Annotated in this window: 20 protein-coding genes and 1 tRNA gene; 5 read left to right on the top strand and 16 right to left on the bottom strand. The window is 55.7% G+C overall.

Annotated features, from left to right (window positions below; translation table 11 throughout):
- Positions 1–248: 248 nt before the first annotated feature.
- The 9 genes from IEY11_RS06410 to IEY11_RS06450 form a co-directional block, all read right to left on the bottom strand.
- Entirely contained in the window at positions 249–1,184 is a 936-nt protein-coding gene (locus IEY11_RS06410; protein ID WP_118729216.1) for a sugar phosphate isomerase/epimerase family protein, read from the bottom strand.
- A gap of 13 nt (positions 1,185–1,197) precedes the next feature.
- Entirely contained in the window at positions 1,198–2,322 is a 1,125-nt protein-coding gene (locus IEY11_RS06415) for a Gfo/Idh/MocA family protein (protein ID WP_188886105.1), read from the bottom strand.
- Between the two features lie 85 nt (positions 2,323–2,407).
- Positions 2,408–3,397: a sugar ABC transporter substrate-binding protein gene (locus IEY11_RS06420; RefSeq protein ID WP_118729214.1), complete on the bottom strand. Its 990-nt coding sequence runs from the start codon at positions 3,395–3,397 to the stop codon at positions 2,408–2,410.
- Positions 3,398–3,728: 331 nt separating this feature from the next.
- Positions 3,729–4,781: a LacI family DNA-binding transcriptional regulator gene (locus tag IEY11_RS06425; protein ID WP_118729213.1), complete on the bottom strand. Its 1,053-nt coding sequence runs from the start codon at positions 4,779–4,781 to the stop codon at positions 3,729–3,731.
- A gap of 322 nt (positions 4,782–5,103) precedes the next feature.
- Complete coding sequence (gene pepF / locus IEY11_RS06430; protein ID WP_188886106.1) at positions 5,104–6,900, bottom strand: oligoendopeptidase F; 1,797 nt, start codon at positions 6,898–6,900, stop codon at positions 5,104–5,106.
- Positions 6,901–7,186: 286 nt separating this feature from the next.
- Entirely contained in the window at positions 7,187–7,654 is a 468-nt protein-coding gene (locus tag IEY11_RS06435; RefSeq protein WP_188886107.1) for a regulatory protein RecX, read from the bottom strand.
- Positions 7,654–8,826, bottom strand: coding sequence for a recombinase RecA (recA, locus tag IEY11_RS06440; protein WP_110435667.1), 1,173 nt, complete (start codon positions 8,824–8,826; stop codon positions 7,654–7,656). The genes IEY11_RS06435 and recA overlap by 1 nt, the downstream gene beginning before the upstream one ends.
- Before the next feature lie 179 nt (positions 8,827–9,005).
- On the bottom strand, positions 9,006–9,389 hold the full coding sequence (locus IEY11_RS06445; protein WP_110435666.1) for a metal-dependent transcriptional regulator: 384 nt from the start codon (positions 9,387–9,389) through the stop codon (positions 9,006–9,008).
- Positions 9,390–9,544: 155 nt separating this feature from the next.
- Entirely contained in the window at positions 9,545–10,015 is a 471-nt protein-coding gene (locus IEY11_RS06450; protein ID WP_118479829.1) for a DUF4282 domain-containing protein, read from the bottom strand.
- Positions 10,016–10,365: 350 nt separating this feature from the next.
- On the opposite strand from IEY11_RS06450, the gene aguA reads away from it, so the two are divergent.
- Positions 10,366–11,460, top strand: a complete 1,095-nt coding sequence (gene aguA / locus IEY11_RS06455; protein ID WP_188886108.1) for an agmatine deiminase — start codon at positions 10,366–10,368, stop codon at positions 11,458–11,460.
- 44 nt (positions 11,461–11,504) lie between these two features.
- Here the strand turns inward: aguA and trpS are convergent, their stop codons facing one another.
- From trpS to IEY11_RS06470, 3 genes are all read right to left on the bottom strand, one after another.
- Positions 11,505–12,566: a tryptophan--tRNA ligase gene (gene trpS, locus IEY11_RS06460; protein ID WP_188886109.1), complete on the bottom strand. Its 1,062-nt coding sequence runs from the start codon at positions 12,564–12,566 to the stop codon at positions 11,505–11,507.
- A 14-nt stretch (positions 12,567–12,580) separates the two neighbouring features.
- Positions 12,581–13,147 (bottom strand): TetR/AcrR family transcriptional regulator, encoded by a 567-nt coding sequence (locus IEY11_RS06465; RefSeq protein WP_119194600.1) that lies wholly within the window; start codon positions 13,145–13,147, stop codon positions 12,581–12,583.
- A gap of 250 nt (positions 13,148–13,397) precedes the next feature.
- The gene (locus IEY11_RS06470; protein ID WP_188886110.1) at positions 13,398–16,202 is read right to left on the bottom strand and encodes a L,D-transpeptidase family protein; all 2,805 of its coding nucleotides are present in this window, start codon (positions 16,200–16,202) and stop codon (positions 13,398–13,400) included.
- A 301-nt stretch (positions 16,203–16,503) separates the two neighbouring features.
- On the opposite strand from IEY11_RS06470, the gene IEY11_RS06475 reads away from it, so the two are divergent.
- A complete protein-coding gene (locus IEY11_RS06475; RefSeq protein ID WP_188886111.1) occupies positions 16,504–17,838 on the top strand; it encodes a zinc ribbon domain-containing protein in 1,335 nt (444 codons plus the stop codon).
- 135 nt (positions 17,839–17,973) lie between these two features.
- On the opposite strand, the gene rpsR is transcribed toward IEY11_RS06475, so the two are convergent.
- Genes rpsR through rpsF form a run of 3 tightly spaced genes read right to left on the bottom strand, consistent with a single transcriptional unit; the run spans position 17,974 to position 19,070 of the window.
- The gene (gene rpsR, locus IEY11_RS06480) at positions 17,974–18,246 is read right to left on the bottom strand and encodes a 30S ribosomal protein S18 (RefSeq protein ID WP_110435641.1); all 273 of its coding nucleotides are present in this window, start codon (positions 18,244–18,246) and stop codon (positions 17,974–17,976) included.
- Positions 18,247–18,267: 21 nt separating this feature from the next.
- Entirely contained in the window at positions 18,268–18,759 is a 492-nt protein-coding gene (locus tag IEY11_RS06485) for a single-stranded DNA-binding protein (protein ID WP_110435640.1), read from the bottom strand.
- Between the two features lie 14 nt (positions 18,760–18,773).
- Positions 18,774–19,070, bottom strand: a complete 297-nt coding sequence (gene rpsF / locus IEY11_RS06490; protein ID WP_110435639.1) for a 30S ribosomal protein S6 — start codon at positions 19,068–19,070, stop codon at positions 18,774–18,776.
- A 186-nt stretch (positions 19,071–19,256) separates the two neighbouring features.
- Between rpsF and IEY11_RS06495 the strand changes: the two genes are divergently transcribed.
- From IEY11_RS06495 to IEY11_RS06505, 3 genes are all read left to right on the top strand, one after another.
- Positions 19,257–19,332: transfer RNA gene (locus IEY11_RS06495), tRNA-Thr, on the top strand.
- Between the two features lie 170 nt (positions 19,333–19,502).
- Entirely contained in the window at positions 19,503–19,895 is a 393-nt protein-coding gene (locus IEY11_RS06500) for a NifB/NifX family molybdenum-iron cluster-binding protein (RefSeq protein WP_116705315.1), read from the top strand.
- 3 nt (positions 19,896–19,898) lie between these two features.
- Entirely contained in the window at positions 19,899–20,249 is a 351-nt protein-coding gene (locus IEY11_RS06505; RefSeq protein ID WP_188886112.1) for a DUF134 domain-containing protein, read from the top strand.
- 45 nt (positions 20,250–20,294) lie between these two features.
- On the opposite strand, the gene rsmI is transcribed toward IEY11_RS06505, so the two are convergent.
- Entirely contained in the window at positions 20,295–21,143 is an 849-nt protein-coding gene (gene rsmI / locus IEY11_RS06510) for a 16S rRNA (cytidine(1402)-2'-O)-methyltransferase (RefSeq protein ID WP_116705314.1), read from the bottom strand.
- Positions 21,144–21,146 lie beyond the last annotated feature (3 nt).

The following is a 21,146-nucleotide window of genomic DNA, read 5'->3' on the forward strand; positions in this document are numbered from 1 at the left end:
ATACGATACCGGTATCCATTTCTATTATCCATGCTTTTTAATGGTTTTGCAAGAGAAATTTGCGCGATAACGTAAACAGAACGTCGCCCGAAGGCTTGTTCAGCCAATCAAGCGGCGTTTCCGCAGTTTGTTTTCACAACAGGGGAAAGAGAGAAGGAACGAGAGCAAAACATTGGAGCGTATCAGCTATTTGAGGAAAGAGAGGTTCTGAGCGGGCGGCGGACGCGAGAGAACCTGTTTTTTGCTGCTCAAACGCGGTTTTCGCGCAGCAGACGGGCGGTTTTGCCCAGTGCTTCCATCGTATCCATGGTGTAGTCCTCGTGCTCGATGGAGAGTACGCCGTCGTAACCCATCATCTTGAGTGTGACGAGAAATTCGCGCCACCAGCGTTCATCGTGGCCGTAGCCGGGGATTACGAAATTCCACGAGCGCTTGGCAAATTCGAGCACGCCCTTGCCGTCGAGCAGGGTATTGACCGCCGCCGGCTTTTCTACGCGCACATCCTTGACATGAACATGGTAAATCGCGTCACCGAGCGCACGCGCGACCGCGACCGGGTCCGCGCCCATCCAGAACAGGTGAGAGGGATCGAGGTTGAAGCCGATGGTCTTGTCGCCGCCACATGCGTCGCGCAGTTTCTCAAAGTTCTCCACATCGTGCACGAGCTGACAACCGTGCGGCTCAAGCGCCAGCTTGGTCACGCCGTGCGCCTTTGCGACTTCTTTCAGCTCCTTCCAGTACGGAATGGCGACGGTGCTCCACTGATAATCCAGAATTTCCTGCGTTTCCGGCGGCCACGAGGTCACGACCCAGTTCGGGTATCTGTCCTCCGGACCGCCGCCCGGCAGACCGGACATCATGACAACTTTATCGAGGTCGAAATATTCGGACAGCTTGAAGCACTTGTGCGTCACCTCGTCTTCGCGCTTTCCCCAGTCGCCCGGGGCGAGCGGATTGCCCGAGCAGTTGAACGCCGAAATGCTCAGGCCGTGGTCCTTCAGCTTGCCCTTCATTTCATCGCGCTTGGCTTCGCTCTCCAACAGACCGTCCAGATCAACATGCGGCGCACTTGACCAGTTGCCCACGCCGAGCTCGACCTGTTCGATGCCGAGTTTTACGCACGAGTCGAGCAGCTCGTCGAACGACTGACCGCCGAGGCAGTCGGATACCAGACCGATTTTCATGGCAGGGACCTCCTTACTTGACCGTTACCCACTGACGGGTCTCGGCAGACTCCAGAACTGCGTCAATGACCTGCATGACCTTCATGCCGAAGCGGAAGTCGATCTCGTACGGCTTATGCTCCGCAACACACTGGAGGGTATGGTAGACCTCGATGGTTTTCTGGTCTGCGTAGCCGAGACAGATGCCGGCGCCGCCGTAGAACTTGTCATACTCGCCGTGACCCGGTGCGATAAGTACGGTCTTGAAGCCGCGCTCGGTCTTGGGATCATCGTGACGATAGATCTGCACCTGATTCTGATTTTCCTGATTGTATACGATACAGCCGTTCGTCATCTGGATCTCATAGCCGAGCGACATCTTGCGGCCCGCAGCCAGACGGTTGGAGAAGATCGTGCCGCACGCGCCGTTCGCAAAGTTGAACATGAACTGTACAACGTCGTCGTTTTCGACCGGCAGCATGCGGGAGGAGTCCTTCGGGTCGGGGCGCTCGGGCACAATGATCTTTGTCATGCCGCAGACCTCGGCAATATCGCCGATGAGGTACTGCGACAGGGAAAGCGTGTGGCTTGCCAGATCACCCAGCGCACCGGACGCGGACGCGGACTTGAACATGCGCCACTCGTGCTTCTGATCCGGATCGTTGTAGTAGTCCTGATCGTACATGCCGCGGAAGTTGACGACCTCGCCAAGCTCGCCAGACGCGATCAGCTCCTTGACATACTGCTGGATTGGGTTGCGGACGTAATTGAAGCCGACAGAAGTCACAATGCCGGCGTCCTCGACTACCTTGGTCGCATTAACCGCCTCCTGCGCGGTCATGGACAGCGGTTTTTCGCAGTAGACGTTCTTGCCGTACTTTGCTGCCTCGACCGCAATCGGGCAGTGCGAAGCGTTCGGCGTGGTGATGTCCACCAGTTCAACTTCGGGGTCCGAAACGACCTCGTGCCAGTCGGTCGTCCAGCGCTTGAAGCCGTATTTCTCCGCAAGCGCCTTCGCGTTATCGCTGTTCACATCGGCTACAACGACCAGCTCCGGTACATAATCATCGCCGAAAATGTTGTTTACCGACTTGTATGCGGTGGAATGGGTGCGGCCCATGAAGCCTGCGCCGATCAGTCCGATCTTGATCTTCTTCATAACTATTTCAGCCTTTCTTCTTCATATTGTATCGTTTGTTGTGAAAAGAGGACCAGCATATGGCTGGTCCTCGGTCATTATGAACTCAGCCCTTCCACTCAGCGAGTTTCGCAAGGAAGTCGTCTACATTGGAGCTGTCGATGATGGTCGGGTCGGAGGGATAGAACGAATCAATGGTCTTGCCCTCGATGGCGTCGAGTGCGCGTGCTACACAGTCATAGCCCATCTGGTAAGCGCCGATATCGACCGTTGCGGTGATCGAGCCTTCCTTGACCGGCGTTGCACCCGAGATACCGCCGAAGCCGCAGACAACAACATCATCCTGCTTGCCCATGGACTGCAGCGCCTGCGCTGCGCCCATTGCAACGTCATCGGAGTGGCATACAACGGCGTCGATCTGATCCGGATACTGCTGCATTAAGCCTTCCAGCGTGGTAACTGCCTTGTCTGCTACCGCGTCGGTGTACTGCATATCCAGCACCGTGCAGCCGCCTGCTTCAATGCCTTCGGTCCAGCCCTTTACACGATCCTCAGAGGTGGTGTCACCCTGCACGCCAGCAAGAATGACAACATTGCCTGTGCCGCCCAGCTTTTCGGCAACATACTCGCCGCCGCTCTTGGCTGCGTCCTCGTTGGAGACACCAACGTAGCTGACCAGCTTATCCGAGGTAAAGGTGGTATCAACCGAAAGCACCGGAATGGTTGCATTTGCAACAGCGGTGGTCGCTACATCGGGCTGCAGCGGCGCCAGCACCAGTGCCTCTGCGTCGCTCGAGCCGAGCGTCGTTTCGATCATGTTGAGTTGCTCGTCGTAGGAGGTCTCGCTCGGAGGACCCTGCAGGTCAACGGTCACGCCAAGGTCATCGGCTGCCTGATTGATACCTGCGGAAACCGCCTGCCAGTATTCTGAATTCAGCGTCTTGAGGATGACCGAAATTTTGTGATTGCCGCCGGCTGCGTCCGAACCGGTGTCAGCCGTGCTGTCACTGCCGGATTGGGAAGCGGAGCCGCCGCAGGCGGTCATTGTCAGTGCCATTGCACTTGCCATCAACATTGCTAAGATTTTCTTTTTCATAATGAAATTGCTCCTCTCATTACGTGCCTTTTCGATATGGCAACTTCTTTTTTCTCTTCCGGGGTGTTCCCAGTTTCCATGGTTCAATTATACCTGCCTGCAACCTGCGATTCCATTCGCAAACAAAACGAACCGCAGTTTTCGTGAAATCAGTCCAAAACCGCTGCGGAAGATTGTGGTATTTCACAAGCAAACACGTGCACGCAGCAGAAAAAGCGGAAAGAAAAAAGCGTGCCTAAAAAGGCACGCTTTGAAAACACGGTTTCTATCGGCGTTTTTACCGATAGAATTGTAAAGGCACGTAGAAGGCACGGAAAGGAAAACCTAAACCTCACATGGTTTTCGCCAAGGCTTCGATGTTCTCATCAATGCCGATCAGCTGCGGCAGTTCGATGAACGCGGCAGGCTGCTTGCCCTGTGTCAGGTACGCTGTCATGGCATTCATCGCAGAAAAGCCCTGCTGATACGGCGCAAGACCGATCGCGAAATCCACAATGCCGCGCTTGACCAGCGCTACAATGTCCGGTGTCATGTTGTAACACACCATTTTAATGTGCTGCGCCTGCTGATCAATCAGTGCCTGCCCAATATCGCCGGTGCAGCCTACTGCGTTAAAGATACCGCGCAAATGCGGATATTGTCGCAACAGATATCGTGTTTTCTCATATGCAATAACACTCTGGTCACGAGAATTGATTTTCTCAACGATACATATTTTAGGAAAGCGCTCACGCATGACCTGCTCGAACCCCTGTACACGTGCACGATGTGTCGACATATCAGGCAGGCCGCTGATGATCGCCACTTCGCCCTCCTCACCAATGCTTTTCGCTAGCAGCGAGGCCGCGACACGGCTGGATGCACCGCTGTTTTCTCCGACAAAACACAGCCGTTTGGAGCCGGGAACATCCGAGTCGAACAACACGATCGGAATGCCTTTTTCCGTCAAGTGATTGATGCGGTCACACAGGCGCTGATTGCGCGTACCGCGGAGCAGAATGCCGTCAATGCCGTGCTCCTCCAGGTAATATAAAATAGAAAGCTGTTCGTTGACGTTTTCACTGTCGCAATGAAAATACTCTGCATGGACTGACTGCGCGCTTTCGCTCATCAATGCATCCTGCATGCCGCGAATGACTTTTTCAAAGAATGGATTAGTCAGCCGGGGCGAAAGCACTGCCACACGATAACTCCGTTCTGGCTCAACTTGCTGTATAATCTCTTTCGGTTTACGTGTGGGTAGCTTATAGCCGAATTCATCGATGATCTTCTGCACATGTGTACGCACTTCGTTGCTTACACCTTCACGGTCGTGTACTACTTTGTCTACCGTTCCGCGCGATACGCCTGATAGCTCTGCGATTTTACGTATGGTCATCTTCATGGCTGTGTTCCTCCGCGTTTGCTTTCCTTTCGTTTATCATATCATAAAGAAGAAAAGGAGGAAAGAGGGGACACACCCATGCAGACAGAAGAATGGCTCAGCCGAGAGAGTACAGCCGCGCCAAGATGAGAGAGAGAATAGGTATGTTCAAAAATAGAGAATGTGTAGATGAACTGCACCCCATTTGTTAGACAGTATGATATACTATCTAACAGATGGGGTGCTGTTCAGACGGCTGTGCCTTTTCTTTACACTAATTGAGTGTTACAGACAATGAAAAATGCAAAAAGAAACGTCATTCTTCATTTTCCATCCTCAATTCTCAATTCAGAATCTTTTCCATCTCCGAGATCATTTCATCAAACAGCTTTGTTGCGTCCTCGATCGGCTTCGGGCTTGCCATATCCACGCCTGCGCCGCGCAGCAGCGTGATCGGGTCGGCGGAGCAGCCGCCGGACAGGAAGCCGAGGTAATCCTTCACCGCCGGTTCACCCTCCCGCAGAATGCGGCGCGACAGTGCGATGGCAGCGGCGTAGCCGGTCGCGTACTGGTAAACGTAGTAATCGTAGTAGAAGTGCGGAATACGCGCCCATTCAAGCGAAATCTCTTCGTCTACGTTCATTTCCGGTCCGAAATACTGCTCGTTCAGCTTTTTGTACATCGCGCAGAGCGCTTCGGCGGTCGTGCCCTCGCCGCGCTGCGTCATCTCGTTGGCGGTCAGCTCGAACTCGGCGAACATGGTCTGGCGGTACAGCGTGCCGCGGAACTGCTCGAGGAAGTGATTGATGAGGTACGCGCGCTCCTTCTTATCGGTCGTGACGGACAGCAGGTACTCCATCAGCAGCGCTTCGTTGCAGGTGGATGCAACCTCAGCAACAAAGATAACGTAATCCTGATACGCGGTCGGTTGGGTCTTGTTGGACAGGTACGAGTGGATAGAGTGGCCCATCTCATGCACGAGCGTGAACACATCGTCGAGCGTGCCCTTGAAGTTGAGCAGCACATACGGGTGTACGCGCGCACCTGCCGAGTACGCGCCCGAGCGCTTGCCTTCGTTCTCGTACACGTCGATCCAACCGTTTGCAAAGCCCTCGCGGAGCAGATTCAGGTAGTCCTCACCGAGCGGCGCAAGCGCCTTCAGTGCGATCTCCTTGGCCTCCTCGAACGTGAATTTCATTTCCACGCCGTCCACGACCGGCACGTACAGGTCGTACATGTGCAGTTCGTCCACGCCGAGCAGCTTCTTTCTCAGCGCAACATAGCGGTACATGGGCGCAAACGAGCGGTGCACCGCGTCAATCAGGTTGCGGTAAATCCCGGTCGGCACCTCGTTGCCGTCGAGCGCGGCATCCAGCGTCGAGGGGTACTTGCGGACATTCGCAAAGAACAGCAGCTGCTTGAGCTGCGCGGACAGCGTTGCCGCCGAGGTGTTGCGGAACTGGCCGTAAACCGAGTACAGCGAATCGAACGCGGACTTGCGGAGCACGCGGTCGTAGGACTGCATGAGCGGGATGAACGTGCCATGCGTGACGGGGTGTTTATTGCCGTCCTTGTCCACCGCGTCCGGGAATTTGAGGTCGGCGTCGTTGAGCATGGAGTAAATATCGTCCGGGCTGGCGGCCATTTCGCCTGCAGCGGCGAGGATTGCCTCCTCCTTGTCGGACAGCACATGCTCTCGGCGGCGAATGCGGTCGATATTCAGGCGGTACAGCTCCAGCTCGGGTGCTTCGGCGTACAGATGGTTCATGTCCTCATCGCTGATGGCGAGCAGCTCAGGGGTCTCAAACGCGGCGGCAGACTGAATTTCGACCGCGAAGCGCGTCACCTGGCTGACCATTTCCTGATACGCGGCGACGCGGGTGTCCTCATCGCTGCGGCGCTGCGCATAGTGTACGAGCGCGTCAAATGCAAGGCTGATTTCATCATCCAGACGGAAAAAAGACAGCAGAGCAGCGCCGCTTTCGGCCAGTCTGCCGCGGAATGCGGTGATGCGTGGAATGAACTCCTTGGCCTTCGCTAACGCGGCACGCCAGTCATCGTCGGTCGCAAACAGATCCTGAATCGCCCATTTGTCCTTTTCGGGCACATCTGCGCGGGCGGGAATTTTATTGGTTTCCATGGAAATACTTCCTTTCCGGTAGAGTTTTCTCCTCTTATTATGATACTCCAACCGCGGGATTCATGCAAGACCCTGTCGCAAAACTACCGTTTTGCCGACAAGAGGAACGGACCGTGGGCCGCTCCAGAGTCGTCCGAAAGTTCCTGTGCAGAAACTTTCTTCCTCTATAAGTCAAAAAAGTCAGGTACACGCCCTGACTTTTTTGGAATTTGCACAGTAAATTCTATTTCATGCGCGCTATCGCGCGAAAAGATTCACTTGATGATGGAAACCCTTGAATAAAAAATTATTCTTCCTCCGGCAGCGAATTGCCGTAGGTTTCGAGTGCGCGCTTGATATCATTCCATGCAAAACCGCGCCGCTGGAGTGCCGCAACGGCTTTTTCGACCTCTTTTCGATCGGAAACGTCACCGCGCAGGCGTTTTTCGAGCAGAGCCAGCATTTGCGCCTCATCCGGGGAGAAGGTCTGCATAGCCGCTTCTGCGGTGTCGCGGTCTATGCCGCGGCGGGTCAGCTCTTGCCGGATGCGTGCCGCGCCGTAGCCCTTGCGCGCGTAGCCGCGCACAACGCTTTCCGCGAAAAGCATATCGTTCAGCAGACTGCGTTCGGTCAGCCACGCAAGCGCGTAATCGGCGGCTTCCTCATCGTGCCCCTTGGCAAGCAGCTTGTCGCGCAACATTTTCGCACTCAGTGCTCGATAAGACAGCTGTTTTGCCGCCATATCGAGGGCTGCGCGGTATTTATCCTCGCTCATTATTCTTCGTCGAGGTCGTCAAAATCGTCCGCGTCGATGGAGACTGCCTTGGAGGACGACGGACGCGGTGCCTTATCCGCAGGCTTTTCGGCCTTCTCGGTCGGCACAGCGGCAGAAGGACGTGCCGCATGGCTCTGCGCCAGCTTGCTGCGCTCCTCGGCTACCTTTTCCATGATCTGCTTCTGTACGTCATCCGCGATGTCCGGATGATCCTTGAAATACTGCTTGGCAGCATCGCGGCCCTGACCCAGACGGGTATCGCCCATGGAGAACCACGCGCCGGATTTGTTGAGGATGCCGAATTCCACGCCGAGATCGACCAGCTCGCTCGTGCGGGAAATGCCTTCGCCGTACATAATATCGAACTCAGCCTGCTTGAACGGGGGAGCGACCTTGTTTTTTACAACCTTTACGCGGGTATGGCTGCCGATCAGCTCGGTGCCGTTTTTCAGATGCTCTACGCGGCGGACCTCCATGCGGACAGACGCATAGAACTTGAGCGCACGGCCGCCGGTGGTGACCTCCGGATTGCCGTAAATGACGCCGACCTTCTCACGCAGCTGGTTGATAAAGATGGCTACGCACTGGCTCTTGGCGATCGAGCCGGCCAGCTTGCGCATCGCCTGACTCATCATGCGGGCATGCAGACCGACAAAGGAATCGCCCATTTCGCCTTCGATTTCGGCGCGCGGTGTCAGCGCGGCAACCGAGTCGATAACCACGATGTCGATCGCGCCCGAGCGCACGAGCGCCTCCGCAATGTCCAGACCCTGCTCGCCGGTGTCAGGCTGGGAGACCAGCAGGCTGTCAATGTCAACGCCGAGTGCCTTGGCGTAAACCGGGTCGAGCGCATGCTCGGCGTCGATAAACGCAGCCGTGCCGCCCAGCTTCTGCGCCTCTGCAACGCTGTGCAGCGCAACCGTGGTCTTACCGGAGGATTCCGGTCCGTAGATCTCAATGATTCGGCCGCGCGGCAAACCGCCGATGCCGAGTGCGAGATCCAGACCGATCGAGCCGGTCGGGATGTGTTCGATATTCATGCCGGTGTTTTCGCCCAGACGCATAACCGAGCCTTTGCCGAACTGCTTTTCGATCTGACCGAGCGCAGCGGCAAGTGCTTTCTTCTTATCAGCCGCAGGAGCGACCGGTTCCAACTGCTTTTTGGTAGCCATGATAGCATTTCCTCCTGAAAAAGTTACAAATATGAAAGCCGCAGAGCGGCGGTGCATTCGGATTCGATACACCCATTATAACAGGGTGCCGATTTGAATGCAATGATTTTATCGAAAATTTGTTCGATAAAGTTTGATATAAAAAATCCTGCCTTTTCAGGCAGGATTTTCAACGGGTCTTATTTACCCTGTGCGTCGATATACGCCTTCGCATGCTGTTTGAGCTTGTCGAAGGTTTCCTCGCTCAGCACATGCTCGATGCGGCACGCATCCTCAGCGGCGGTCTCAGCGTCCACGCCGAGAGCGGTGAGGAACGCGGTGAGCACGGTGTGGCGCTCGTAAATGCTGGTGGCGATCTGCATGCCGGATTCGGTCAGCCCCAGCAGACCGTTCTGGTCGATGGAAACGTAACCGTTATCGCGCAGCAGGCCAACGGCACGGCTGATGCTCGGCTTGGAAAAGCCGGTGTAGTGCGCAACGTCGATCGAGCGCACCTGTCCATTTTTCTGCGTCAGAACCAGGATGGCTTCCAGGTAGTTTTCCGCGCTTTCCTGAATTTTCAATGCACGGACCTCCTTTTCTAAGATACTCTTTTCTGTAGGGCAGCACATGGGTTGGTCCTGCCGCGAAATTCTGTAATAGTATATCTATTTTATCATGACTTGCGTGTTTTTGCAATCTGCGTTGAACAAATTTCAAGTGGAAACAGCGGTCTGTGTTACGGCTGATCGGGCGGGAGCGGATTTTCCGGTGTATTCTGCGGCTCGGGCTGCGGTGCGGGAGCCGGCTGCTCGAACGGCTGCGGCTCGGGCATTTTGCGGTCAATGCTGCGCAGGGTGCGGTGCATGCTGAACAGCATCATAATAAATTCATAGCCGAGCCGTGCAGCAATATTTCCGACGATAAACAGCAGGATCGCCCAGAAAAAGTGGAAAAACAGCAGAATAACGCTGTAAACAGCCAGCGCAGCGACCGTCATGCAGTACAGGATTTTCAGCAGACCCTCGGTGTATGCGTGCCGGAAATTGAGAAAATCATGCAGCTTAGCTGCCGCGCCGTGGTAGTGATTCGGCTTGCGGACAAACAGCGTGTACAGCGCGATGCCGCCCGCAAGAATCAGTAAAAGTGCCAGAATCGGCAAAATCATTGAGAAAAGCGGTGTGTATGTATAGGTGTAAGCGTAATTCATGGTATGCACCTCTCCTTTGGAAATGGGTTGATACATTTTTAGTGTACCATATTCTGCGGGGTTGATAAAGAGAAAGTTGAATAATTGAGAATGGAAAATGGAGAATGGAGAATGGAAAATGCAGGCGAGGGGAAAATCGGTGTATTTATCAGATGAGGATGGCGTTATCCGTTAAGAAACGGCGGCAATCGTGGAATCGCAGGGACGGCCGGCGACCGCCCGCATACCGTTCAATATTACGTTCATTTTCCATTCTCCATTCTCAATTTTTCATTTCAAACCGCCTACGACCATTGCAAATTCCATCAAAATGTTGTACTCTTGATGTACCACCGAACAGGAGAGATACCATGAAAATTTTGCACACTACACCCGCGCAGGACGGGTTTTATATGCCTGCGGAGTTTGCGCCGCATGAGGGTTGCCTGATGATCTGGCCGGAACGCGCCGACAGCTGGCAGTACGGCGCCTATGCGGCCCGGAAAGCCTTTCTGCGTGTGATCGAGACGATTTCCGAAAGCGAAAGCATGACCGTGCTCTGCTCGGAAGGGCAGTATGACAACGCGCGTGCGCAGCTGCCCGACCGTGTTCGTCTGGTCGTGATGGAGACTGACGATGCGTGGGCGCGTGACGTTGGCCCGACCTTTGTTATCAACGGCAGGGGAGAGCGCCGCGGCATCGACTGGGGGTTTAACGCGTGGGGCGGCGATGTGGACGGCCTGTATCCCTCGTGGGAGAAGGACAACCGTGTGGCGCGCAAGTTTTGCGACCTGCTGAACAACGATGTATATGATAAACGCAATTTCATTTGCGAGGGCGGCTCCATTCACTCGGACGGCGAGGGCACCGCGCTCGTCACCGAAGCCTGCCTGTTGAGCGAGGGACGCAATCCTGATCTCACAAAGACTCAAATTGAGCAGGTTTTGTGCGATTATATGGGCGTTTCCAAGGTGATCTGGCTGCCGCGCGGCATTTATAACGACGAAACCAACGAGCACGTTGACAATGTGTGCGCCTTCACGGCTCCGGGCGAGGTGGTTCTCGCGTGGACGGACGACGAGACCGACCCGCAGTATGCGCTTTCCAAGGCCAGTCTGGATGCACTGGAAGCTGCGACCGATGCCAAGGGCCGCAGGATCAAGGTGCACAAGCTGCCGCTGCCCAAGCCGGTGACCATCACCGCAGAGGAGTGCGACGGCCTTGACCTGTGTGACGGCGAGCCGACCCGTACCCCGGGAGAGCGTCTGGCGGCAAGCTACGTCAACTTCTACATTGCGAACGAGGCTGTTGTCATGCCCGCCTTCGGCGACCCGATGGATGAAAAGGCGCAGGCCATCCTGCAGGAGCTTTTCCCGACCCGTAAGGTGGTTGCGATTGCTGCCCGCGATATTCTGATTGGCGGCGGCAATATCCACTGCGTGACCCAACAAATCCCGAAAGTGTAAAAATAGAGGACGAACCAAGCGGTTCGTCCTTTATTTTGCTATTTTTACTTGAGCAGGGCGTTATCGGTGAAATAGTCGATCTTCATCGCGTGACGGACTCGATCGAGCGTACCCTGAGCGGTCTCAGCGGCGATTTCGCTGCCCTTCTTGAGAATCTCGTAGACTTCAGGCAGGCGACCCTCCCACTGCGCACGGCGCTCACGCATGGGCGACAGCAGAGACTGCATGACGTTGTTCAGGAACTTCTTTACCTTCACATCGCCGAGTCCGCCGCGCTGGTAGTGCGCTTTCAGCTCGTCAAGGTTCTGGTAATCCGGCAGGAATTCTGCGAAGTGCTCCGGCTGGCAGAACGCATCCAGATAGGTGAACACGGTATTGCCCTCCAGCTTGCCGGGATCTTGCACGCGGATATGGTCCGGATCGGTGTACATGGACATGATCTTGTCACGAACGACCTCCTCCGGATCCGCAAGGTAGATGCAGTTGCCGAGCGACTTGCTCATCTTCGCCTTGCCGTCCGTGCCGGGCAGACGCATGCAGGCGTTGTTGGACGGAAGAACAATCTGCGGCATCGTCAGCGTTTCACCGTAAATCGTGTTGAACTTGTGCACGATTTCGCGGCACTGCTCGAGCATCGGCTCCTGGTCCTCGCCGACCGGAACAGCCGTAGCGTTGAATGCGGTGATGTCCGCCGCCTGACTGATCGGATAGCAGAAAAAACCGACCGGAATGCTGGCTTCAAAGTTGCGCATCTGAATCTCTGCCTTAACGGTAGGGTTGCGCTGTACACGGGACACCGTGACAAGATTCATGTAGTAGAACGTCAGCTCGGTCAGCTGCGGCACCATGGACTGGATGAAGATATTCGTCTTTTCCGGGTCAATGCCGACCGCAAGATAGTCCAGCGCGACCTTCATAATGTTCTGACGCACGCGCTCCGGGTGCTCGGCGTTGTCGGTCAGCGCCTGTGCATCCGCAATCATGATGTAAATTTCGTCATATTTTCCGGAATTCTGCAGCTTCACGCGCTCGGCCAGTGAGCCGACGTAGTGGCCGACATGCAGGTTGCCGGTCGGGCGGTCGCCCGTGAGAATGATCTGTTTCATATCGTAAACGCTCCTTAAAATTCGTTTTTCAGACAGGTTTTCCAGTTTTCGGGCAGTTCCACGTTGGAGGAAATCCACATGGCGAACATGCCGTTGAGCATCGTCCAGTAGCGCAGAAGCCGCCATCGTGCCTCATCCTGCGGAATGCCTTGCTTTTCCGCGATAGCGACAGCCACACGGCGGAAAACGGAAAACGGCGGGTAGTTGCCCTCGATCGGCTCAAGCGAGAACGTCAGCTTCTGGGATGCGTTGCGGAAATACGCGCTGAAATACGTCGGGTTGCGCATGTAAAAATCCAGATAGGCGGTGCCGAGCTGCTCCATGGTCTGCGGCAGGCTTTCGTCCAGACCGCTGAGCGTCAGCTCGAGTGTGCGCGTCAGCTCCTGCATGACGTAGGCACGGCAGGCGTCGATCAGGCGCTCCTTGCTGTCAAAGTGGCGGTAGATGGCGTTGTGACTCACGCCGCACTGCGTTGCCAGCCGCCGGAGAGAAAGATTTTCAAGGCCGTCCTGCGAGATCAGCGTGACCGCCTCCTCCAGCAGCTTGCTTTTGAGATTTCCGTGATGATACTGATCGGCCATTTGCTCACCTCGTTGTTTGTTGTAATGGGTTTATTATAGTCCTTGATGTTGTCGGTGTCAACATTAAAATGTCACAACGATAATCAATCGCATTTGCGAAAAATGCGTATAAAATGACGAATTCATTATCATGGTGAGAATTTATCGTTGCGGTGCAAGACAGGATGTTGATGATGTACACACTGTTTTGCGGCAAAAAACACCGATACTCTCCGGAAAAACGGAGAATATCGGTGTTTGCAGCTGCGGTTTAGTAGATTACGACAGTCGAACCAATCGGTACGTTGTTGTAAATCCAGTTGATGTCGTTGTGCTTCATGCGTACACAGCCGTGCGAAACCGGATAGCCGCTGCTGAAGTCGTATTCGGTATCGGTGCCGGGATAGCACAGGCGGGAGTGGAACGCGTAGCCGGTGCCCGGATAGAAGCCTACAACCGGACGAACTGTGTAAGTACCGGTGGTCCAGCCTGCCTTCAGCTTGTAGCTGACGGTGGTCACGCCGACCGGAGTCGGGGTGGAGGCAGCACCGGTGCCGACGATAAAGCTCTTGGTCAGCTTCCAGTTGCCCTTGGAGCCGGTGAATACGTTTACATGCTGGTATGCGCGGTTGATCCAGACCAGATAATTGGTGTTGCTGGAGTAGCCCTTGGCGTTGATCCATACCTCCTTGGTGGTGGTGGAGTAGTCGTTGTTAGCGGCGTAGGACGTGGTGTAGTTGCCGCGGTAAACCGAGGATACCTGCTTGAGGATAGCGGCAGCATCGCGCTGTGCATACCACTCGGCAGAGTAATTCTCGATCGGAACGGTCTTCTGGGCGTAAACCTGCTCGGTCTCGCCGGTGGACGGGTTGTCGTAGAGCAGCTTAAAGCCAATCGCCGTGCTGGTCTTCATATTCTTGGTGAAGGTGAAGGTGCTAGTGTGGCTGGAGGTCTTGCCGTTGGTCAGCTCGAAGCTGTTGTTTGTGCAGCCCTTGATCGCGGAGCCGTCCTGATACCAGATTGCAGTGCAGGTAACGCCTTCCTTTACGCCGGAGAAGCTGACCTTGGCAGTCAGCGAGCCGCCGGCCTTAACCTTATCCGGAACGGTCATCGTGATCTGAACGCCATCCAGACCGGGATCGATGTTGTCGATCGTGTGGTCGGCCTTAGCCGTTACCGTGCAGCCGACCATGCGGGTGTCTACGGTGCCGATCTTGCCGGTGCCGTCGACCGTGGTGTTCTTGCCGGCCAGAACCATCGTGCCGACCGTGCCGGACAGCGTGATGCGGTTGCCGGAGCCGCGCAGTACGGAGACGGTATCCGCGTCGCCCTTGAGCAGGATGGTGTTGTTGCTGCCGGTGATGGTGATGGCATCCGAGGTCATGCCTTCGAGCACGATCGTGCGGCCGGAAGCGGTGATCTCGATGTTGGAGACTGCGCCGCTGTAGCCAACGGAGCCGCCTTTGCCTGCGATAACGAGCGTGTTTATGGACGAAGTGTTGTCCATCTTAACATCCGCCGTGCCTGCCGGGTCAACAGCAAGCGTGGAAATGCTGGTCTGCTTGGTGGCATTCAGTACAGCGCGCTCCTCGCCCTTGAGGACGATGCGGTGCGAGCTGCTGACGGAATCGAGCGAAATCTCATTCGTGGGAGCGGCAAAGATCCAGTCGCCGTCTGCGACAGCGCCGGTCAGAGCGATGCTCGGATTGGTGAGTACGGTGCCGCCGGCCAGCTCGGTCGGTGCGCTGTCTGCGTTGGTGGCAGCGGCAATGCGCACAATCATGGTGACGAACTGTGCACGGGTCAGCTTGTTCGATGGAGACAGCTTGGTAGCAGAGGTACCGTTTACAACGCCCTTGCTGATCAGAGCGGCAGCTGCCTGCTTCTGCTCGGTGGTCATGGAGGAGGTGTCGGTGAAGCTGCTCAGCTCATCGGCAGCGGTCTCTGCGCGGTCGTATGCAAACGCACGAGCCATCAGCACGAAAGCCTCAGCACGGGTAGCTGCAGTGTCAAAGTTGCGGTTGTCGTTTGCGGTAATCAGGCCGAGGTGGATGGCCTTGCCCAGATCCTTGCTGTACCATGCGGACTGCTGATTGGCAGCCAGACCGGATACACTGTCGGCCTGCGCTGCGCCAAGTGCGCGGTTGAGGATAACGATAGCTTCGGAACGCTTGACCGAGTTATTCGGCATAATTTTGCCGTTGATGCCCTTCAGAAGACCCAGCTCAACACCCTTGCGCAGCGAAGCGGCAGCCCAGTGACCGTCGATGTCCGGGAAATCCGTGGTCGCCGGATCGGAAGGTGTGGTCGGGTCAGTCGGAGTCGTGGGTTCGGTGGGAGTGGTCGGAGTCGTCGGCTCGGTGGTCGTCGGAACGGCGGTCTGTTCCAGTGCAAACGGGAGCGGATCGAGCATCAGATACTGCGGCATGTACTTGGACGCACCGGCACGCAGCGGATCGGAATCGCCGCCGATCACCAGCTTGCTGTCGGAGAAGCTGGTGTCCACCAGCATGCGGAAGGTGGTGGTGCCCCAGTGGAAGGTGAGCCACTGTGCCTTGTCAGTGTCGTTCTTGCTGTCCGCGAGGTATGCCTTTACCTTGTTGTGGGCCTCGGTCAGCTTGGTCTTGCCGGAGTCGGTCAGGGCGATCTCAACGGCTTCTTTGCCGTTTTCGGTGGTCGCCTTGGCAGAGGCAAAATCTGCACGGTCGAACTGCCACTCCTCGTTCAGAAAGTCGGTCACACTGCATAGACGGCGGTCGCCCAGACGAGCGGCCCAGTAAGCGGCAGTGCTGCCGGTAGCTGTTTTCGGAATGGAAACGGTGATCACATCGCCGGAAACGGCGGTAGACGCGCCGGTCAGACCCTCAAGCTGCATGCGCTGCGAGATGGTCTTCTGCGCTGCTGCCAGATCGGTCTGGAGAGCAGTGCTGTCGTACGCGCTGCCGGTGATCGGCTTGAGTGCAAACATCAGCGCGTTTGCAGCCGTGGTTGTCGCCGAATCATTTACGGCAAAAGCAGTGGTGAACAGCATCATGGCGGCCAGCAGACCGCTGAAAATGCGTTTTGTCAACTTCAAAATACTATCCCCTTTTTGACAGTTGCAGAATGCGGACATTCTGCCTTACCTTATTACCTATATTTTACGTTCCGGACCAGAGCTTGTCAAGACGAGTAAGGTTTCAGTTCCGAAACATTTCGTTGCCCGCTGGGGGCGGCGTACCCACGCCGAGAGGGCAAGAGGGCAGGCAAGATTCCCTCGCTTCGCAAGCGGCAATCCCAATACTGGAACAGCCATCCACGCTTTACAATCTGAATACAGCATGTTATACTATAAAATAAGCATAAAAACGACCCTTTTTCAAAGGAGGAAATCACTCATGCTTTGCAAAAACTGCGGCAAGGAGCTGCCAATCGCCGGCAAATTCTGCCCCTTCTGCGGCGCAGCTGTTGAGCAGACCGGTGTCAACGACGAAACCGCTGTATTTACCACCCTGCCGGATGATATGAAGGACCCTGTCGAAACCGGTCCGATTGACACCAGCGCGTTTGACGCGGCTATGCGGGATGAAAAGCAGCAGCTTCCGGTGGACGACACGGTTGCCGATCCGCTGGCAGACACTAATCCCAATATCCCGAATCCGAACATTCCCACGCAGGATACCATGCGTCCGATCGACACGCCGCCGGTCCGCCGTGCTGCGGGCATGCCCGAGCGCCGCACGACCTACTACAATGGCGAGGCCGATCCGAAGGACCGCGTTTACAAAAAGCCGTCCAAGGGAAAACGCGGCCTGATCGTTGCGTTGGTGGTCATCATCGTGGCGGCTTTGATCGGCGGAGGTGTGTGGTATTTTGCAAATTCGCACAAGACCGACGAAAACCTCATCATGGCCGAAAAGTACATGGATCACGGTGACTTCGACAAGGCGCTTACGTATTACCAGAAGGCGCAGGAGGAGGCTAAGGACCCGGCTGCTCTGGATGCAACCATTCAGCTGATCAAGGACTATCAGTCTGCTGAGGATTATGTGGGCAACGGCCAGTACACCGAGGCCATTGCGGCGCTCAAGCAGCTGCAGAACCGTGTCACCGACCCGGATTCCGCGATGTACAAGGCCATCGAGGATTTGCTCGATAAGGCGCAGTCTGCTCAGTCGGACGATCAGTTTAACTCCGATCTGGACGAGGCACAGAGCTATCTGGACGATAAAAAGTACGATGCTGCCAGCGGCAAGCTGGATTCTCTGGCAAATGATGATTCGCTGACCGCTGACCAGAAAAAGCAGGTCAAGGAGCTGCAGAAGCAGCTTTCCGATGCACAGCAGCAGGAAAAGCAGCAGGAAGAGAACAGCCAGAAAAAGGCCGAGCAGCGCGATGCATTCAGCAAAAAGATGGATGAGCTGGAAAGTGACGATCTGAAAATTTCGTCGGCAGCCAACCAGGAGGATGAGCTGGCCATGACCGCAAGCTCGTTTGAGCAATGGGATAACCTGCTGAGTGAGATGTACGACTACCTTGCGACCGTGCTCAACGCCGATCAGTACGCTTCCGAGGAGGCAAGCTACAAGCAGTGGGTGCAGGAGCGGGATTCCGGTGCGGAAAATGCCGCAAAGGAGACCGAGGATGACACCGCAAAGCAGCTTGCATCCTACAGCTTTAAGCAGAGCTATACCAAAACACGCTGCTATAAGCTGCTCGATCTGATGAACTGAACACAGGAATAACGAAAAAAGGACGCATAACGCGTCCTTTTTGTTTACCGCAAACGAGAAACAAGGGTGCAAAAAAGCGCCGCTTTCTTGCGAAAACGACGCTTTGCGTATCCTTGATTATAAAAAACGAATTGCTTACTCTGCGGTGTAGGGCAGAAGAGCAATGTGACGTGCACGCTTGATAGCCTCGGTCAGCTGACGCTGATGAGCAGCGCAGGTACCGGTCATGCGGCGGGGCAGGATCTTGCCGCGCTCGGACATGTACTTCTTCAGCTTGCCGGCATCTTTATAGTCAACGTGTGCAACCTTATCTACGCAGAATGCGCATACCTTGCGACGGCGACGGCCGCGCTGCGGGCGCTCTGCACGCTCCGGACGGGGAGTAAATTCCTTCTTGGTTTCTTCCATGATCACGTAACCTCCTTCAGTTTAGAATGGGACATCGCCGTCGTCATCAGCAAGCTCCTGAAAATCCGAATCTCCTGCGGGGAGATCGAAAGCCGGAGCAACCTGGGACGCGGCAGGCTCGGGCCGCATCTGCGATCCGTTGTCATAGCCGCCAAAACCGCCCTGATTGCCTGCATTGTAGGCATCGCGGGATTTCTTCGTTTCACCGAAGGAAACCTCGTCGCAATTTACTTCGATTGCAGTGCGGTTGTTGCCGTTCTGGTCCTGCCAGCGGCGGGACTGGATACGGCCGACTACGATTGCCATAGAACCCTTCGTGAACCACTGTGCAACGAACTCTGCCTGACGGCCCCATGCGACACAGTCGATGAAGTCGGTCTGGCGTTCGCCGTTCTGATCCTTGCGACCACGGTCGATCGCAAGCGAGAACGAGCACACAGCCATGTTGGACTGGGTATGGCGCAATTCGGGATCGCGGGTCAAACGACCCATCAGAATCGCCTTATTGAGCATTGGTGTTCACCGCCTTAGTCGTCCAGGCAGACGATGATGGAACGCATGATGCCGTCTGTGATCTTGTAGATACGGTCCAGCTCAGCCGGGAAATCGGGCTTGGACTCAAAACGAACCAGCGTGTAAACGCCCTCCGTCTGATCCTCGATCGGGTACGCCAGACGGCGCTTGCCCCAGTCCTCGACCTCTACGTTCGTGCCGTTCGCCTCAACGAGAGACTTGAACTTGTCCACAACAGCGGTAGCCGCTGCCTCTTCCAGCTTGGGGTTAACGATGAAGATAGTCTCGTACTTGCCAGAAATCTTTGCCATATTCTTAGCACCTCCTTTTGGACTTTTGGCCCACATCCTTTGATGTGAGCAAGGATACTATACCATTATAACGGATACACGGAGAATGTCAAGAAAAATTTCAAAAAAATATTGACGAACTTTCAAAAGCATGATATACTGAGAACACTGTGAACGAGAAAAGACTCGTTCCGGCAGCAAATAGCTGCTTGTGTGGCTCAGTTGGTAGAGCAGCGCATTCGTAATGCGCAGGTCGCCGGTTCGAGTCCGGCCACAAGCTCCAAAACCCTTCCGATTTTCGGAAGGGTTTTTGCTTTATCCGGATATCGGCGTCTGCTTTCTATATAATGGGATAGCGGTATGCCAAAACTTATTATTGACATATGCCGAAAACGTGATAGACTATAAGTAACGTTATTGGCATATGCCAGAAATGATTCGGAGGAAATGGTTATGAAGATCGCAGTTACCTATGAAAACGGAGAGGTTTTCCAGCATTTTGGCCACACGGAGCAGTTTAAGCTGTACGAGGTATCCGGCGGCAAGCTGCTGCATACACAGGTGGTGGATACGAACGGCAGCGGTCACGGTGCGCTGGCCGGCCTGCTGGCACAGCTCGGTGTGGATACGCTGATCTGCGGCGGCATTGGCGGCGGCGCACAGGCAGCGCTTGCGGAGGCCAATATCCGTCTGATCGGCGGTGTGCAGGGCAATGCCGATGAGGCAGTGCAGGCTTTCCTGAACGGTACGCTGGCGTTTGATCCCAATGTGCACTGCACGCACCATGATCACGGCGAAGGCCATTCCTGCGGCAGCCACGGCTGCGGCGGTCACTGTCACGAATAATCCATGCCGAGACCGAGAAAGTGCCGCAGAATCTGCGGTATGCCGCCGTTCAGCGAGTTTTCCCCGCAGGAAAATACGACAGAGTGCGTGCAAATGACGCTGGATGAATATGAAGCCATCCGTCTGCTGGATCTGGAGAATCTGCAGCAGGAGCAGGCTGCCGCGCAGATGGGGGTAGCCCGCACAACGGTGCAGCTGATCTACAACAATGCCCGCCGCAAGCTGGCAGATTGCCTTGTAAACGGCAAACGACTGGTGATCGAGGGCGGCGATGTTGCGCTGTGCGAGCGTCATGCGCAGTGTCCCGGACGCGGACATTGCTGCCGCAGCAGCTGTCCGAAACATCTCAAATAGGTGCAGAAAAAGAAAAAACCGTTGCTTTTTGCAACGGTTTTTTCGTTATTCTTCGTGATCGAGTACATATCGGTACAGCGCGTTTTTCTTTACGCCGGTTTCGGCGGAAACCGCCTTGACCGCGTCCTTCTGGGTCTGGCCCTGTTCCACGCGGCGGCGGACCGCCTCGGCGGCAGAGGCAAGACGTTCGGCCTCGTCCTGCTCGGTCTCCGGCTCGTCCGGCGCACCCTCGAGGATGAGCACGAACTCGCCGCGTGGCGCGTTGGCGTCAAAGTAGGCAACCGCTTCGTCGAGCGTCATGCGGAGCGTCTGCTCATGCAGCTTGGTCAGCTCGCGCGAGAGTGACAGCCGACGGTCGCCGCCGAAGGCGTCGCGCAAGTCGCGCAGCGTTGCACACAGCTTGTGCGGTGCTTCGTAGAAGATCATCGTGCGTTTTTCGCCCTGCAGTGCGTCCAAATGCTCTCTGCGGGCCTTTTTGTTGACCGACAGGAAGCCTTCAAAGCACCAGCGTCCGGTCGGCAGACCGGATGCCGCCAGCGCGCAGACCGCCGCGCAGCAGCCCGGAATCGGGATAACGGGCACATCGTGCTCGGCGCACAGCGCGACCAGATCCTCACCCGGATCGGAAACCGCAGGCGTGCCCGCATCGGTTACGAGCGCACAGGTCTCACCGGCGAGCAGCTTCTCCAAAACTGCTTCACCGCGTGCGCGGCGATTGTGTTCGTAGTACGAGATCATCGGCTTTTTGGGCAATTCGCAGGCGTTAAGCAGCTTTTGCGTCACGCGGGTGTCCTCTGCCGCGATGAAATCCACCGTGCTGAGCACCTCGCGTGCCCGCGGCGATAAATCACTCAGGTTGCCGATCGGCGTTGCGACTAAGTATAATGTAGACAATTC

The sequence above is a fragment of the Butyricicoccus faecihominis genome, assembly GCF_014648015.1.
In the GTDB taxonomy this organism is placed as follows: Bacteria; Bacillota; Clostridia; order Oscillospirales; family Butyricicoccaceae; genus Agathobaculum; species Agathobaculum butyriciproducens.

Excerpts from the sequence above, each read along its gene's own strand:
- rpsF (WP_110435639.1), bottom strand. The coding sequence starts at position 19,070 with ATGGCAAAGATTTCTGGCAAGTACGAGACTATCTTCATCGTTAACCCC.
- aguA (WP_188886108.1), top strand. The coding sequence starts at position 10,366 with ATGAAAATTTTGCACACTACACCCGCGCAGGACGGGTTTTATATGCCT.
- pepF (WP_188886106.1), bottom strand. The coding sequence starts at position 6,900 with ATGGAAACCAATAAAATTCCCGCCCGCGCAGATGTGCCCGAAAAGGAC.
- IEY11_RS06425 (WP_118729213.1), bottom strand. The coding sequence starts at position 4,781 with ATGAAGATGACCATACGTAAAATCGCAGAGCTATCAGGCGTATCGCGC.
- IEY11_RS06435 (WP_188886107.1), bottom strand. The coding sequence starts at position 7,654 with ATGAGCGAGGATAAATACCGCGCAGCCCTCGATATGGCGGCAAAACAG.
- rpsR (WP_110435641.1), bottom strand. The coding sequence starts at position 18,246 with ATGGAAGAAACCAAGAAGGAATTTACTCCCCGTCCGGAGCGTGCAGAG.
- IEY11_RS06420 (WP_118729214.1), bottom strand. The coding sequence starts at position 3,397 with ATGAAAAAGAAAATCTTAGCAATGTTGATGGCAAGTGCAATGGCACTG.
- IEY11_RS06500 (WP_116705315.1), top strand. The coding sequence starts at position 19,503 with ATGAAGATCGCAGTTACCTATGAAAACGGAGAGGTTTTCCAGCATTTT.
- IEY11_RS06505 (WP_188886112.1), top strand. The coding sequence starts at position 19,899 with ATGCCGAGACCGAGAAAGTGCCGCAGAATCTGCGGTATGCCGCCGTTC.
- IEY11_RS06410 (WP_118729216.1), bottom strand. The coding sequence starts at position 1,184 with ATGAAAATCGGTCTGGTATCCGACTGCCTCGGCGGTCAGTCGTTCGAC.
- IEY11_RS06450 (WP_118479829.1), bottom strand. The coding sequence starts at position 10,015 with ATGAATTACGCTTACACCTATACATACACACCGCTTTTCTCAATGATT.
- recA (WP_110435667.1), bottom strand. The coding sequence starts at position 8,826 with ATGGCTACCAAAAAGCAGTTGGAACCGGTCGCTCCTGCGGCTGATAAG.
- IEY11_RS06415 (WP_188886105.1), bottom strand. The coding sequence starts at position 2,322 with ATGAAGAAGATCAAGATCGGACTGATCGGCGCAGGCTTCATGGGCCGC.
- IEY11_RS06475 (WP_188886111.1), top strand. The coding sequence starts at position 16,504 with ATGCTTTGCAAAAACTGCGGCAAGGAGCTGCCAATCGCCGGCAAATTC.
- IEY11_RS06465 (WP_119194600.1), bottom strand. The coding sequence starts at position 13,147 with ATGGCCGATCAGTATCATCACGGAAATCTCAAAAGCAAGCTGCTGGAG.
- IEY11_RS06485 (WP_110435640.1), bottom strand. The coding sequence starts at position 18,759 with ATGCTCAATAAGGCGATTCTGATGGGTCGTTTGACCCGCGATCCCGAA.
- trpS (WP_188886109.1), bottom strand. The coding sequence starts at position 12,566 with ATGAAACAGATCATTCTCACGGGCGACCGCCCGACCGGCAACCTGCAT.